The following is a 15,773-nucleotide window of genomic DNA, read 5'->3' as shown; positions in this document are numbered from 1 at the left end:
AAAAATGAGGGGGAATCCCGTGTGCGGCGAAAAGTGTTTCATCTATGGTTGTATTCCTATCTAATCATTTTATTCATTCCCATTCTGATTACGACGACGGTTCTGGTCTATTCGCAAAAGATGCTGGATTCCGAAGTTAATCGGACGAACGACGCTCTGCTTCACCAGGTTCGGCAGGCGGTCGACAATCAGATCAACGATATTCGCCGGATGGGAACGCAATTGGCCAACGATCCGAAAGTGCTGTCGTACTACAGCAGATACAATTACGATCGTCCCGATGTCAAATTGCTGGGGAACGAGCTGATTTCCAGCTTGCGGTCGTATACTGTCGCCAACGGCACCATCTCGGACATCTATTTGTTTGACAAGAGAAAACACTATGCTTTGACCACCAGCACCTACTTGTCCGGAGAAGAGCTGTACCGCCGGTTTCGGCAAACTTACCGTCCGGTGGACGATTTCACCTACGAGCAGTGGCTGACCTGGCTTGACGGGAGCGGCAAAGGGGCGTTCCGCAGCCTGAATACCGGTACGGACGGGGCGAAGGGACTGCTTGTTTATACGCAATCACTGCCCATTCAGCAGACGCAGGAGCCCCCGGCGGTGCTCGTCATTTTGCTGAAGCAGGAGCGGTTGATTTCGCAAATCGAAAGCATTTCGCAAGGCTTGATATACATCATGGATGACCGGAACCGATCCATCCTGGCCACGGGTTCTTCGGCCGATGTGACGGAGATCGATTTGAACGATTTTCCGGAAGACCACGGATTCCAAAACGTCTCGATCGGCGGCGAGAAGGCGGCCGCAACTTATATCAGCTCCTCCGATACCGGCTGGAAATACGTCTCCGTCGTCCCGCTCAGCATCTATGCCGAAAAAGTAACGATGCTGAAGCGGCTGATTGCCGTCAGCTTCCTGCTGTGCATCGGCCTCGGCGGCGGGTTCGTCTACTGGTTCACGCACCGCAACTACCGGCCGATTCGCCACATGATCGACATGGTGTCCACCAAAGTGAAATCAAATATCGAAAGAGGCGGCAATGAATTCTCCATGTTGCAGCGGTTTATTTCGGAAAGCGCGGCTTTCGAGGAGGAGGCGCGCCGCAAAATGCGGGAGCACGAGAAAACGGGGGTGAACCATATCCTCGGCCGCTTGTTGAAAGGCAAATTCGATATGAGCGTGTCGCCTTCCCAGGTGTTTGACATGCTCGATATCCGCTTTGAAAGCGACCGGTTCGTCGTACTTCTGGTGCAGATCGAAGATTACGAGAAGCTGTTCAGCCAACCGGCGGACCTCATTCCGGAGCAAAAGCTGCATTTCCTATATCTTATGGTGACGAATATTTTTGAGGAGATGCTTGGGGAACGGTACAAGGTTTATTTCTCGGAAGTCGACGGAATGATCGCTTGCGTGGTCAACATTCGGGATGAGTGCGAGGTCGCGTCGAAGGAAGATATCTTCCAAGCCGTCCGGGAAGCGCAAGCAACGCTTTCGAACGGTTTTCTCGTCCAAATGTCCATCGGGATCAGCGATATCCATTCCCGGCAGGCTTCGATTCCCAAATGCTACGGCGAAGCCTTGGAAGCGCTCGGTTACAAGTTTGTGCTCGGGCCGAATCAGGTCATCTCCCACGGGATGATTCAAAGCCCGCGGCACAATATCGATTACTCGCTTGAGCTGGAGCGGCAGTTGATCAATTTTATCGCTACAGGCAACTATGAAGAAGCCGGCTCCTTGCTGCACCGTATCTTGCTGCAGAATTTCACCGGAGGCACACTTTCCAATCAGTTCGGAAAGCTGTTGATGTTCGAGCTGGCCGGAACGATGCTGAAAGCCGTCGAGCAGGTGCAAATCGGCAACGAAGAAATGATTGCCCGGAAGAACAACTTTATTATGCAGGTCGCCGAATGCGGCACATTTGTGGAAATGGAGAAGATGAGCCTGTCGTTTTTGCGGAACGTTTGCGACTATATTCAAGACAAGAAGAAAAGTCATAATTCCCTCCTGAAAGACCGGATTCTGGACTATGTCCATGAACACGTGACGGATACCAAGTTGAGCCTGACGGACATTTCCCTGGCTTTTAATATGAACCCAACCTATCTATCCCGTTTTTTTAAAGAACAAACCGGAGAAAACCTGGTCGACTATGTTAACCAAAGCCGGATCCTGCTGGCCAAGCAACTGCTTCGATCGACGTCGGCTTCCTTGAACGAGATCAGCGAGCAAGTCGGGTTTGCCAGCAGCCAGTCGCTGATTCGCGTATTTAAAAAATATGAAGGGATTACCCCCGGACAATTCAGAACGCAGCATCATGCCGGGTAACGTCTGTTTCTTCGCCAACTGAGCAAAGAGGATCGCCAAGCCGGGTCCTCTTTTTTTTTGCGTGATCTCGTCTTCGCATGATAACGTCATCGAATCGGGAAATGCGAATGGCGAATGTAAGAAAAACGATACGAATCTTGAAATTCGTAAATTTACAGCCGCACGTCAACCCGGTACATTGGACCGTAAGGATTGGCGGCCGAACCACCTATTCGGCTCCCAATCACATCTAAAACCTTATAACACTTAATAGTAAAAGGGGAGTGACCGCATGAACAGCAAACAAAGCAGGGGGTCCATCGTTTGGGCGGCGGTATTGGCTTTCGGGATATTGTTATCGGCCTGCGGTGGAGCAAGCCAGCCCTCTGCATCTTCCGGCGTTAAGGAAGGCTCGGAAACGCCCGTCCTGACCTTTTGGGCGGCGTTGAATGGAAACGCTTCATCCGTCGTCAAGAGTCTGGATGATATCCCGATGGTGAAGGAATGGCAGCGAAGAACCAACGTTGATTTTCAATTCATCCACCCCGTGTCCACAAGCAACAGTGACGTGATGCAGCAGTTTAACGTCATGCTGGCCTCGAACGAGCTGCCTGACGTGATGCAATTGCAGTGGACCGGCATTCAGGGCGGGGCCGCCAAAATGTACAATGACGGTACGATCATGAAGCTTAACGATTTGATTGAGGCGCATGCGCCGAACCTAAAAAAAATCATCGACGAATATCCGTCGATCGCCAAGCAATTGATGGCGGACAATGGGGATATTTACGTCTTTCCCGACTTGAAAGTAGGCGAATACGGGAAATACAAAACTTTCGCCGGGTTGATGATTCGGCAGGATTGGCTGGACGAACTCGGCTTGCCGCAGCCCGAGACCGTTGACGAGTGGGAAACCGTGCTGCGGACGATCAAGGAGAAGAAGGGAATCATTCCTTTTACCGCCAACAAAAACCGCTTGTTCGGCACGAAGGATTCCTCCGATTTTCTGGGGGCTTACGGCCTGGGCCAATCCTTCTACGTGGATAACGGCAAGGTCAAGTACGGTCCGATGGAGCCCCGCTTCAAGGATTACCTTGTCCGGATGCAAAGCTGGTACAAAGAGGGCTTAATCGATCCCGACTATGCGACGAACGACAGCAAGCTGATGGATTCCAGAGTCAGCTCGGGCCAAGCGGCGGCGTTCTTCGGGTATATCGGCAGTTCCATGGGCACCTATGTTCCGGCATTGCAGCAGGCCGACCCGGCGGCCCGGCTGGCCGCGGTGCAATTTCCGGTGCTGAATAAGGGGGAAAAGCCGCTGTTCGTCCCCGCCCAATGGGAGTTTACGGGGATTGGCGCCGTTCTGTCGGCAACGAACAAGCATCCCGAGGAGACGATCAAAGCGCTCGACTATCTGTTTAGCCCGGAAGGCTCCATGCTGAAAAATTTCGGCATCGAAGGCGAGACGTATACGCTGGAGAACGGCCAGCCGATTTATACGGATCTGATTTTGAACAATCCGGATAACCTGTCGGTCAGCCAGGCCATGGCCAAATATTTTATCGCGAACTATTCCTTTATCGGACCTGCCGATGACCGGTACAACGATCAATATTATACGATCCCGGAGCAAAAAGAGGCGATTAAACGTTATGCGGAATACGCGGACAATGCCTACCGGGTGATGATGCCGCCCGTGAGTTTGACGACGGAAGAAGCGGACGAGTTCGGCAGCATCATGAACGATATCGAAACGTACCGGAGCGAGTTTGTCACGAAGATCATTATGGGTTCCGAGCCCGTCGCCAGCTTCGATACGATGGTGGCTCAATTCGAGAAAATGAAAATCGGCCGTGCCATTGAAATTCAACAGGCGGCGCTGGATCGCTATAACAGCCGGTGAGTTTTGCGGGAGGGGCTCCCTTCCCGCTTACTTTATTACGCTATAGGATGTGAACCGTTATGAGACTGCTTCGAGACATTGCCAAACACAAGGCGATTTATTTCATGATCTTGCCGATGGTGCTTTATTATATCATTTTCAAATACGTGCCGATGTACGGCTCCATCATTGCGTTCCAGGACTTCAGGGTCGCGAAAGGCATTGGCGGCAGCGACTGGGCCGGATTGAAGCATTTCATCGCCTTCTTCGACAGCGTCTATTTCTTCCGCGTCTTGAAGAACACGCTGCTGATCAGCCTGTACAATCTGGTGTTCGGATTTCCCGTACCTATTCTGTTTGCGATCCTGCTGAACGAGATTCGCAATCGGCTATTCAAAAGCGTCGTACAGACGGTCTCCTATCTGCCGCATTTTATTTCGCTTGTCGTCATTTGCGGATTAATTATCAGTTTTACGAGCCGGGATGGCGTAATCAACAGCCTGATCGCTTTTTTCGGGGGAGAGCGCTCCGCGCTGCTGGGCGATCCGGCCAACTTCCGCACGATTTATGTCATTTCGCAAATTTGGCAGGAGATGGGTTGGTCTTCCATCATCTATTTGGCCGCGTTAAGCGGCATCAATCCGGAAATTTACGAAGCGGCGAAGGTGGACGGGGCCGGAAGGTTCCGACAGATCTGGAGCATCACGCTGCCGAGTCTGGTGCCGGTCATCACGATTCTCCTGATTTTGCGGATCGGTGGGATGATGGAAGTCGGCTTCGAGAAAATCATTCTGCTGTATAATCCGAACACGTATGAGACGGCGGACGTCATTTCTTCCTTCGTTTACCGCAAGGGGTTGGCGGAAGGCGCCGAATACAGCTTTACAACGGCTGTCGGTTTATTCCAGGCCGTCATTAACTTTATCCTGCTGATCGGCGCCAACACGTTCTCTCGCCGCTTGTCCGACAACCGATTATGGTAAGAAAGGAGAACAACAATGGCACCATTTTCAGACAAAGCTTTTAACCTCGTGAACGGCGTTGTCATGCTGGCTGTCATCGTCGTGACGCTGTACCCGTTCTATTACGTGCTGCTGGCCTCCTTAAGCGATTCCAACGCGCTGTTGGCGCATCCCGGATTGCTGCTGGCGCCGCTGAATTTCAACTTCGACGCCTATATCAGAGTGCTCGACAACCCCAATATTTGGAGTGGCTATCTGAACACCCTGATCATTTTGATCTTCGGCACCGGCCTCAATTTGTTGCTGACCACGCTGGGAGCCTACGGATTGTCCCGGAAAATCATGCTGAGGAAGCCGATTATGCTGGGCATTGTCTTTACGATGTATTTTACCGGCGGAATCATCCCGAATTACTTATTGATCAATAACTGGCTGCATTTGGGCGACAGTTTGCTGGCCTTGATCTTGCCGACGGCCATCAACACCTGGAATTTGATTATTATGCGGACATCGTTTGAGGCCGTTCCGGAAAGCCTGATCGAATCAGGCCGCATCGACGGCGCGGGCGAATTCGGCATCTTATTCCGGATTGTCGTTCCCTTGTCCATGCCGGTCATCGCCGTCATGATTCTGTACTACGGGGTGGGGCATTGGAACTCCTGGTTTAATGCGATGCTGTTCATCCGGGAACGTGAGTTGTTCCCGCTGCAGTTGATTTTGCGCGAAATCCTGGTCCAGAACAGCACGGACAGTATGCAGCTCGGCTCATCGGCCGCCGACCAGCAGGCGATCGGGGAAAGCATCAAATATGCGACCATCATGGTGGCGACGCTGCCCATTTTGGCGGTGTATCCGTTCCTGCAGAAATATTTTGTCAAAGGCGTCATGATCGGCGCAATTAAGGAATAGAGGAGATAGGCTCATGTTATTCGGTCTGCAATCGATGTATTACAAATATATCCGGGGGGTTAACCCGTGGGATCAGACGGCGCGGGAGACGAGTGTGAAGCGGATGGAACTGGTCTGCTGCCGCGGAGACTCCGCTTCGCTGCAAGTCGTCGCCGGAGCGGAAGAGGATTTCCTGCTCACGGTCGGTACGGAAACACTGTTCTGGAAGGGAGGTCCGCTGCCGGTTGTCCGGATTCAAGTGGAGCTGGACGAGGCGGCGAAGGCGCTGCAGCCGGAGGTCAGGCTTATTGGACTAGTCAGGGATGACGACGGCGGGAGGAAGTCGGATGTGCTGCTCGATCAATCTTCCATCCATGTAGCTGCGCGGAACCTGCAGCAGGTTTTTGTCGAAATCCACGTCGGCGCGCAGGCGCAGCCGGGACGATACTCCGGCGTCATCCGGTTGTTCCGGCACACGATGTTCGAGGATGAAGTGCCGGTCGGCGAACTGTCGTTTGGGCTGACGGTTCTGCAGCGCCGGCTGCCCGCCCCGGAGCAGTACCGGTTCTATCTCGATTTATGGCAGCACAACGCCAACATCGCCAGAAAATACGACGTTCGGCTGTGGTCCGACGCGCATTTCGCCATCATCGAACGCTATCTGGAAAGCCTGGGGAACCTGGGACAGAAGGCGGCTTCGCTCGTCGTCTCGGAAATTCCCTGGTCCGGCCAGGGATCGCATATGGACGACGATCCGTCCGATCTGTTCGAATACAATATCGTGAGCGTCATCCGGCGGGCGGACGGGACTTTTTCCTACGATTACCGCGCCATGGACCGCTATATCGAACTCGCGGAACGATACGGCATCAAGGAAGAAATCGAATTATTCGGGTTGTTGAACGTGTGGGAGACGCAGGATGGCGTTTACGGTTCTCCCGTTTCGGATTATCCCGACGGTATCCGTCTCCGTTATTTCGATGAACGGACGGGCACGTTCCGGTTTATGCGCAAACGCGGCGAGCTGGAACATTATATTCGAGCGCTGGAGGAGCATCTCAGGTCTTTGAGGGTGTGCGAACGGGTACGCGTCATGGCCGACGAACCGGCGGATTTGGCGTTGTTCAACGAGCGGCTGCAGGCGTTGCGACAAGCTGCCCCGTCCTTCAAGCTCAAGGTGGCGATCAACCATTCCGAGTTCATTTCCGCGAAGCTGGACGGGATCCGCGATTACGTTCCCAAGCTCACCTGCGCGTTTGAGGAGTTCAACGAGCTTCGCCGGCGGAAGCCGGACATTGGCGGCAAACTGCTCTATTACGTATGCAATAATCCCCGCCGGCCGAACACCTTGATCGGTTCCCCCGCCCTCGAAAGCCGGATTATTCCCTGGCTGGCGGCGAGGCTGGAGCTGGACGGATTCCTGCGCTGGAACTATACAGTATGGCCGGATCGTCCGCTGGAGAGCATTCAGTACCGTCCGCAGTTCTGGCCTGCGGGAGATACCAATTTCGTTTACCCCGGAAAGGATGGCGGGCCGATGCTTTCCCTGCGCTATAAATGGCTGCAGCGGGGCATCCGCGATTACGAATTGATGCGCCAAATGCGGGCGGAAGGCCTGGGGGAAGCGGTGGATCGGCTGCTGGACGGCGTTTTCCGCTTTACGGACGAGGAACTGGGAACGCGCTCGTTAAACGAACCGGCGGAGGCCTTGTACAGTCTCGATCCGACGGAGTATGACCGGCTGTTCGCCTTGCTTCAGGCGGCCGAAGAAGGAGGGGAATAATCGTGAACAAACGAATTTCGGATTACAAAGGAGAACCGGTGACGGCGGTGATTGTCGGAGCTGGACAGCGGAGCCTGATTTATGCGGGTTATGCCGAGCGCTATCCCCGGGAATTGCGGATCGTCGGCGTCGTCGAGCCGAATCCGGAGCGCAGAAGATTAACGATGGAGCGGTTTGGCATTCCCGGGGAAAACGCGATGGCGTCCGTCACGGAGTTGTGCGAGCGGCCCAAGCTGGCGGACGCGGCCATCAACGGAACTATGGATGAGCTCCATCTCGAGACCACGCTGCCTTTATTGCAGCATGGCTACGATGTGCTGCTGGAGAAGCCGATCGGCGTCAACGAGGAAGAGACGCTGCGGCTGCAAGACGCCGCACGCCGGAGCGGCCGCATCGTCATGATCTGCCATGTGCTGCGGTACTCCCCGTTTTATCAGGCGGTGAAAGAACGAATTGCGGCCGGAAGCATCGGAGAAATCGTGAACATCCAAGCCGCCGAGCATGTCAGCTATCACCATATGGCCGTCTCTTTTATCCGCGGAAAATGGAATTCGGAAGAGAAGTGCAAGTCGTCCATGCTGATGCAAAAATGCTGCCACGATCTCGACCTGATTGCCTGGCTGGCCGGCGGCGTGCGTCCCGTCAAGGTCGGCAGCTTCGGAAGCCTGATGCAGTTCAGGCCCGAACGGGCGCCGGAAGGAGCCGGTACGCGTTGCCTGGCCGATTGTCCGATCGAGCGGGACTGCCCGTATTCCGCCAGTAAACACTATATCGACCAGGATCGCTGGGGGATGTATGTCTGGGAAAACAACCATCTTGGCGCGACGATGAGCCGGGAGGAAAAGCTGGCTTCATTGCGGGCAGATAATCCGTACGGCCGCTGCGTGTGGCGCTGCGATAACGACGTGGTCGATCATCAGTCGGTCATCATCGAATTCGACAATCAAGCCACGGCCTCCCTCAACATGGTAGGAGCGACCTCCAGACCTTGCCGCACCCTGCATGTGACCGGGACAAAGGGCGAAATCCAGGGGGTTCTGGAAGACGGTTACTTTGTCCTGCGGCATCCGGACCCGTGGGCCGGCCGCGAATATGCGGAAGAGAAAATCACGGTGGATGTCGCGAACGACAGCCATGGCGGCGGCGATCTGCGGCTGGTTCAGGATTTCGTACGAACGCTCCGCGGCGAACGCCCGTCCATCTCTTCCACCTCGTTGGACCAATCGATCTACGGCTATGTGATCGGTTATGCCGCCGAGCAGTCGAGGAAGAGCGGCAAGACGGTTGATTTGGACGTTCAGAAGCCGGAACGTTTCTATTCCGCGCAGTAGTCTGCGTGCGGCATTATCTCCAAAAAAACGGTGGTGCTGGGAGCTCCCCAACACCGCCGTTTTTTCGCTTTTCACCTGGATTTCGATCCTACCTTGCTGTTCCTCGGATTGTTCGCCGGATGAGTCAACCTACTTTTTCGGGATAGCCCCCGAAATATGATTTGGCGTCTTGACCTCCAAGGTGTACTTGCGGGTAAAACCGTATTCCCGGTCCGTTACCGTCAGTTGGACAGTCCCCGGCTTTTTGCCTTGAATACGCCCGTCGGCCTTGATTTCTAAGACCGTAGAATCGCTGCTGGCGAAAATAACATCCGCCGCGGCCACTTTCCGCCCGTCGGCAAAGTTGCGCCACGCCTTCGCCGGATGCTGCTCTCCCGGCTTCCAAACCACAGGAAGATCAGTGCTTAAGGAGACAGGGACCGGACGGAACAGGCCAACTTCCGTGTAGTTGTTCCATCGGCTCGCCGAATTTCCGAATCCGTTGATCCGCACATACCGGGCCGGCGTGCCCGTAAAATGGAACACCTCGGGTTCTGCCGTATACCCCGAACTAACACCATCGGGAAACACCACCTTCCAGTTTTCTCCGTCCAATGAAGTAGCGATGTCAAAAAACGCCTGCCGGGTATCTCCGCTGAAAAAAGCGATCGATACGGCCCCAACCTCACGCGGCTCACCGAGATCGTATTGAATCCACTGATGGCCTTCGGATGTCCAACGGGTGTCCGGGTCTCCGTCCAACGTTTTGTCCGGCGTGTAGCCCATGTCCGCTTGCGGTGATGCGCTGGCCGTAACGCTTGCGGCCGCCAAACGGTTGATTTCCGGCGGATTGCCGACGATCGGACCGCGAACAAAGGATACGGTGTACCGGTTTTTGCTCTTCGGATTCGCGGGGTCGGTGACATAAATCAGTTTTTTTCCCGGAAGAGTAGGCGTATCGCTGATCGTCATTTCGAACTCGGATGTCGCCTCTACTTGCGGCACCGCCGTTTCGTTAAACGGGATAACATATTCGTAATATGTTTTGGACGGGGTAAAACCCGGGAGCGAAACACCGTTCACGTTAATGGAACTCAGCGTCGGCAATTCCGGCTTATCCGGCAGTTCGCCGTCCGGAATCGACCAATCGCTGAGCGGTGTAAACGCCGGCGCCGATTGGGGAAGAGGATCTTCCTCCCGCAAAGGCACCATCCAGATGGACAAATGGCTTTGCTCCGCGTTTTTCATATGCACGGCCAGTTTGCGAATGCCGTGATTGATCGTTTGTCCCGGCGGATTGGGCGTTCCGGGAAGGGGCTCGGCGTTCATCGCCAGGAACATCGCCTCGGCGGGAGCCTTCAGCAGCTTCACGTACAGCTTCTTGTCATGTTGGGTCAATATCGCGGATTGCCCGTCATCGCCGATCGTAATTGAAGCGTTCGTATGCATGAACCAGTACAACTCGGACGGCGATTTCAACTCCAGCTCGTCCTGCAGGATAAGCTGGTCTCGCTGCGGTCCGGTCAGCATCATGCCGCGCTTGTAAGACACGGCGTCGAGCGGATAACGTTCCGTCAGATCGAGGATGCCGTACGCGCCGCGCGGTTTCGATTGACTGTCCGCAAGCAGTGCCGGGGCATCGTAATCTTGCATCAGGACCGGATTGCTGGAAGGATTGATCACCATGACGTTCTGTCCTTGAGCGCCTTTGCGGTAATAGGTCCAGCGTTGCCCTTCTCTGTAATCCCAGTACCCCGGAAGGTTGTAGTTTTCGAGCCCCAGATCGATCGCCCATCTTTCGCCAAGCGCGTCGAACACGAACGTGCCGGAATCCAGATCGATGTGACTGTGCAGTGTTTCGTTGAAACCGTGCATTGCCGCATACGCACCGTTCGGATCGTCCCAGCCGCTCCGCGCGGTTATGGCCTCGATTTGGGTAAACGTCCGGTCAAGCTCCGACGGTTGCGTGTCCAGCATGCCTGGCCGATAATACAACAGGTAATACGGCGAATAAGCGCCGTAGCGGCGGTACATATCGCCGACAAACCAGGCGAATCCGGGATTGCCGTAACGAGCGGCTATCCACAGTGATTGCGGATAAGCTAGCGGGTTTCCCGCATCGTGAAAGTTGAACATGCCGCCGGGTCCGTATAAATAAAGCGGATAATTGCCCGTTTGCGCGATCCCCTCCAGCTCGGATAACCCGTAATCGGTGCCGAGCGATTTCTCCATCGCCGCCATCATATGAAAGAGCGGCTCTGTGCCGAATTGCCAGTACGGGACTCCTTCGGGCCACGACCCGTCTTCGGTGAAGAACCGGAGCGACTGTTGGAGTTTGCGGTACGCTCCTTGCAGCACCTCGGTCGCCTGGGCGCTGATTTCTTCTCCTTCGTTCAGGAAGGCGAGCGCCGCCGTTCCGAAGCTGCCGTTGTCGACGAGGTTGATATTGTTATACTCCCCGTTATGGGTGAACTCGCCGCGGTACCAGGCCAGCGCGTGGCTGAACGCATGCGTCGTCATCGCATCCTCGACCGTTTTGCGTTGCTCCGGCGTCATCGCCTCGTACAGCCAGTCGTAGGCGATCGCCGATGCTAGCGTTACGTACGTGAGCGACAGCATGTTGTTGTGGCGTCCGCCCCAATCCGGGAACTGCGCTGCGGACTCGAGCTCCTCAATCGCCCTATGGGCATATTTTTCCTCTCCGGTCAAGCGGTACATGAGTGACGCTCGAAGCAGCAAATCCCGGATATTCCCGTTATTCCCGCCATTTTCAAGATACATATACGGCTCCTGTTCGAGGAGCGGATCGGTTTCCCGTTTCAGTTTGTCGAACCATTCGGAAACATACCGGTCCTGTCCGATCAGGCTGCGGGTATATTCAAAGTCTTCCGCCGTGGCGAGCAGACGCGGATGCTGAGCGGAAAATCCGTTGTCCGCCATTTGCTTGATGAAGTCGGCTCGTTCCGGCACGACGAACACTTTTGCCTTGCCCGTCGATGTTAGCCCGCCGGAAGCCGTTGCCGTCACTTCCAGGGTATCGAAGCCGACAAAACCCGGTGCGGGAGTATATGTGAAACTGCCGTCCGGCTGAACGGTCAAATCACCGCGGGTTTCCGCTCCGGATTCGGACCATGTCACGGCTTCCCCGGCGGGAGCGGCGACATTTCCGAGCATACCGGAGAGCGGCTCGTCTTTATCCGTCCAATACCACAGCATATCAAGAAGGGGCGGTTTCTTAAGTGGCTCAACGCGAATGGAGGCCACGGCGAACGCAGGCCCTTCCTCAGCCGTCCGGGCCCTGAAGACGAATTCGTCCGTTCCGGAGAAATTGCGGTCCGGGTAGTACTTGAACGTGCCTTCCGGTTCAACCGTTGCCTTGCCATACTTCGGCTCCGTCGCTTTTGCGAATGCAATCGGCGCGTTCGCGGCATCGCTTGCCGGCAGCGTACCCGTCAATACGCCGTTTTCGGTCACCGTTCCGGAGTAAGGCTGTACGGACAACGAAACCGGGGGATCCATACCGACGGAAACAACCGCGCTTCGGATCTGTTTCGTCTCCGGCGACATGGCGGAGATCACCGAATAACCGGGAGCATGTCCGTAAACCCGGCCATCCCGATAGACGGAAGCCACGACAGTATTGGAGGAGCTCCAAACGAGCTCCCGGTTTGTCGCGTTTTCCGGGCTGAACGCCGCCTCCGCCTGCGTCTCTTCTCCGATACCGATCTCCAGAATCGAAGGATTTAACGAAAAGTCCGTCAAGGGGACGTGCTCCGCGATGGAAAAATCGTCAAACCAAACCGTTCCCGTCGAATTCTCCAGGAAAGCCTCCATTTTTACGACCGGAGCGGCAGGCTGATCCGTGTTAGCCGGAAGCGTGACTGGCTTGCTGAAGTACGTCCACTCGTTTGTACCGCTCACGCCATTCACGATCGGAATGTTTACGCTTACCGAACCATTTCCGGCATTGCGTTTGTATTGTAAGCGAATGAGGAACGTATTGGAGACATCCTTCGTCTTGTACCAACCGCTGATCAAGTAAGGCGTGCCGATTTTCATCGTATCGATTTGCTGTACGACGGCGCCCCGGCTCACGTTGGGCGGAGTCCCTTCAATCCGCACCGCCGCTGACCCGTTGTGTACAACCTCGCGATCGATAGCAAACACCGGCGTTCCGTTCGCTTTCCAAATCGTTGTGTCCGCCGGACCGACGCCGTTCACCCAATCGTTCGAGACCGTATGCTTCTCGAAACCGCCGTTCTTCAGCAGATTGCCGCTCGGAGCGGTGCCGGGAAACGCTTCATAGAGCTGAAGATCGTCAAACCAGACAGTGCCTGTCGTCGTATCCAAAAAGGCTTCGAAATTAATCGCTGCGGTTCCGTCGGGGATGTTGAATGCTTTCTCCATGAACGTCCAGTCCGTCGCTCCGTACGTCATGTCCGAATAGTTGACGGCGCCGATCTTTTGTCCTTCAGAGTTCAGGAACTGATATCGTACGTATGCCTTTCCGTTGTCAAGGAGGTTATCGCTTTTTACCCAAAATTGCAGCTTAAACGTTTTGCCGGCAGTTTCATTTTCCATTTGGACAATTTGCCTGATTGAGGCTCTGTCCGTCACGTTCATGCCGGTCAGTTGATAGGCGTGCGATCCATCTTTATAGACCGAATCGGAGACGCTGACCCTAACGCTGCCGCTATAGCGTATCGTTGTCCAATTCTCGGCATTCCCGCTTTCGTCCTTATCTTCGAAACTGCCGTTTGCAAATAAATTCCCTCCTTTTTTTTCGACTGTCCGGGCGGCCTCCGATCTGTCTCCCGGAAATACGATGATTGAAAAAAACATTGAGATTGCCAGCAATAAGGCGGTCTTTCTCCTCAGCTTTCGATAGCTCATTCCATCCTCCTCCTTCTATTATTAATGGAATCCTTTGAATACACGCACATTATAAAGGAAGGGGGGGCACCGGAATATTATCAATTTTTGACCCTGGTTAACGATTTTCAATATTGAGCTCACGGACGGACTTCACAACCTGATTAAAGCCGTCTCGATCTTCTGGCTAACGCGGAACTTCTTTACTCGTCGATAGACATTAAACTCGAAACGTTTAGAATGGTTATGGTCATCGAAGGCTTAACGATTCTCGCATTGCTTCGACCGGTACTCTATTCACCGGAGACGGTTGAGCAGATCGTAATCCCCCATCTCCAGGAGCTTTGTGCAAAGCAAGCCATGCGTCGGCCCGACTCGGGGAAGCCATTACTTCCCAGTCTGTGAAAACACTCCAATTGAAGGCGTCTTTCGCAGCTTGACATGCAAGTAAATCATTATTCAGTGTGGTGTCCCAAGTGACGGGTTCGGACTTAACCCTGGACTTCGCCAACCAATGCGAAAACGAATTTTTGATAAACCGATGATTTTTGATCTGCCGATTCGTCTATATCTCGGAATCATTAAAAATAGTATTCAAGGAGAGTGAGTATGAGGACTACGTATCTGACGGTTGGCCATAGCGCACACATGCTATGCTACCGTGTAGATCAACCGCATGAAGACCATTCAGAAGCAAATGGGTGACAGAGGGTAGGTTTGCTTCATAATAATTCACAAATCGGGAGTTGAATACAGGATGGGGAACGTTATTCTTACCATGCAGTTATCCCTGGACGGGATCATATCCGATGAGTTCCGTTGGATGATGTTGAACGAAGAAATTTTCGAAGATTATTTGGCGTACTACAATACGGTAGATACGATCATCGTGGGAAGAAATTCATACGCTTCCCTTGCTGAGCATTGGAAGCAGGCGGAGAATTCATCGAATTCGTTGGAACGGGCCATTGCGAAGCATATGAATGAGATCCCAAAGGTGGTGATTTCCCATTCAGAAGTGGATTTAATTTGGCAAAATTCGCGAGCCATTGTGGTCAAGGACGAAGAGACGCTCACTCGGGAACTGGCTGCTCTGAAAAGCCAGGTAAATCACATTTCGGTAGAAAGCGGAGTACGGACATGGCAATCCTTTATTCAGCAAGATCTATATGACAGGTTGTGGCTGTTTGTCCATCCCGTGATCGCTTCTGAAGGCGAGCGTTTGTTTGCTTCTGCTGATAAGCAGCAGGCTCTTCGGTTAAGCCGCTCCAAAACGTATAAGAATGGTGTGGTCAGTCTGCATTACCACAAATAATAGAATCACAATTTTGCGGATCGGGCTGCAATTGCGATTTGCCATCCAATGGAGAGACGATTTATCATGCGGCTGAACTTACCGGAACGACCGCATTGATTGCTTTATGCCCCCTAAGCGCCCTCCGTTACGACGCCATCATCTTGATGACCGAAAAGTTGTTTTGTTCGTCGCGACGATGATCGTCTGTGACAGGTATCTGGATTGGGCGGTGTTCTCATAGGTTGCCGATCGATAGCGACGCGCGGTATGTCTAAATGTGGCCGCCGACCAGCACTCGATAGGGTTTTACGAGCCCTGGAATTTCCTTCCATGGAAGTTCAAGGGCTTTTTGCATCTGGAAATATGCGTGGCATAGCGGTTTGGTAGAGTTTTCCTAAAAAATTGTTGTAGTAATTCCGAGTAAACTGATGTAAAATGACAGAAATATATTTTCCGGAGCTGGCTTAGTTCA

At 53.8% G+C, this 15,773-nt stretch carries 8 protein-coding genes; 7 read left to right on the top strand and 1 reads right to left on the bottom strand.

Annotated elements, in window-relative coordinates; translation table 11 throughout:
- The first annotated feature begins 21 nt into the window (after positions 1-21).
- The 6 genes from FRY98_RS03340 to FRY98_RS03315 all read left to right on the top strand — a co-directional run bounded on the left by FRY98_RS03340 (position 22) and on the right by FRY98_RS03315 (position 9,153).
- A complete protein-coding gene (locus FRY98_RS03340; RefSeq protein WP_148450319.1) occupies positions 22-2,328 on the top strand; it encodes an AraC family transcriptional regulator in 2,307 nt (768 codons plus the stop codon).
- A gap of 271 nt (positions 2,329-2,599) precedes the next feature.
- On the top strand, positions 2,600-4,210 hold the full coding sequence (locus FRY98_RS03335) for an extracellular solute-binding protein (protein WP_148450318.1): 1,611 nt from the start codon (positions 2,600-2,602) through the stop codon (positions 4,208-4,210).
- Positions 4,211-4,269: 59 nt separating this feature from the next.
- The gene (locus FRY98_RS03330; protein WP_148450317.1) at positions 4,270-5,172 is read left to right on the top strand and encodes an ABC transporter permease; all 903 of its coding nucleotides are present in this window, start codon (positions 4,270-4,272) and stop codon (positions 5,170-5,172) included.
- A gap of 15 nt (positions 5,173-5,187) precedes the next feature.
- A complete protein-coding gene (locus FRY98_RS03325) occupies positions 5,188-6,060 on the top strand; it encodes a carbohydrate ABC transporter permease (protein WP_148450316.1) in 873 nt (290 codons plus the stop codon).
- 13 nt (positions 6,061-6,073) lie between these two features.
- Positions 6,074-7,822, top strand: a complete 1,749-nt coding sequence (locus FRY98_RS03320) for a DUF4091 domain-containing protein (protein WP_148450315.1) — start codon at positions 6,074-6,076, stop codon at positions 7,820-7,822.
- 2 nt (positions 7,823-7,824) lie between these two features.
- Positions 7,825-9,153: a Gfo/Idh/MocA family protein gene (locus FRY98_RS03315; protein ID WP_170287013.1), complete on the top strand. Its 1,329-nt coding sequence runs from the start codon at positions 7,825-7,827 to the stop codon at positions 9,151-9,153.
- A 129-nt stretch (positions 9,154-9,282) separates the two neighbouring features.
- Here the strand turns inward: FRY98_RS03315 and FRY98_RS03310 are convergent, their stop codons facing one another.
- Positions 9,283-14,025 (bottom strand): Ig-like domain-containing protein, encoded by a 4,743-nt coding sequence (locus FRY98_RS03310; RefSeq protein ID WP_148450314.1) that lies wholly within the window; start codon positions 14,023-14,025, stop codon positions 9,283-9,285.
- Positions 14,026-14,761: 736 nt separating this feature from the next.
- Between FRY98_RS03310 and FRY98_RS03305 the strand changes: the two genes are divergently transcribed.
- Positions 14,762-15,319 carry a dihydrofolate reductase family protein gene (locus FRY98_RS03305; RefSeq protein ID WP_148450313.1) on the top strand — a complete coding sequence of 186 codons (558 nt, stop codon included), beginning with the start codon at positions 14,762-14,764 and terminating at the stop codon, positions 15,317-15,319.
- The last annotated feature ends 454 nt before the right edge of the window (positions 15,320-15,773 follow it).

Source organism: Paenibacillus faecis, assembly GCF_008084145.1.
In the GTDB taxonomy this organism is placed as follows: domain Bacteria; phylum Bacillota; class Bacilli; order Paenibacillales; family Paenibacillaceae; genus Fontibacillus; species Fontibacillus faecis.
The sequence above is the reverse complement of the archived record's forward strand: the minus strand, read 5'-3'. Positions and strand labels throughout refer to the sequence as shown.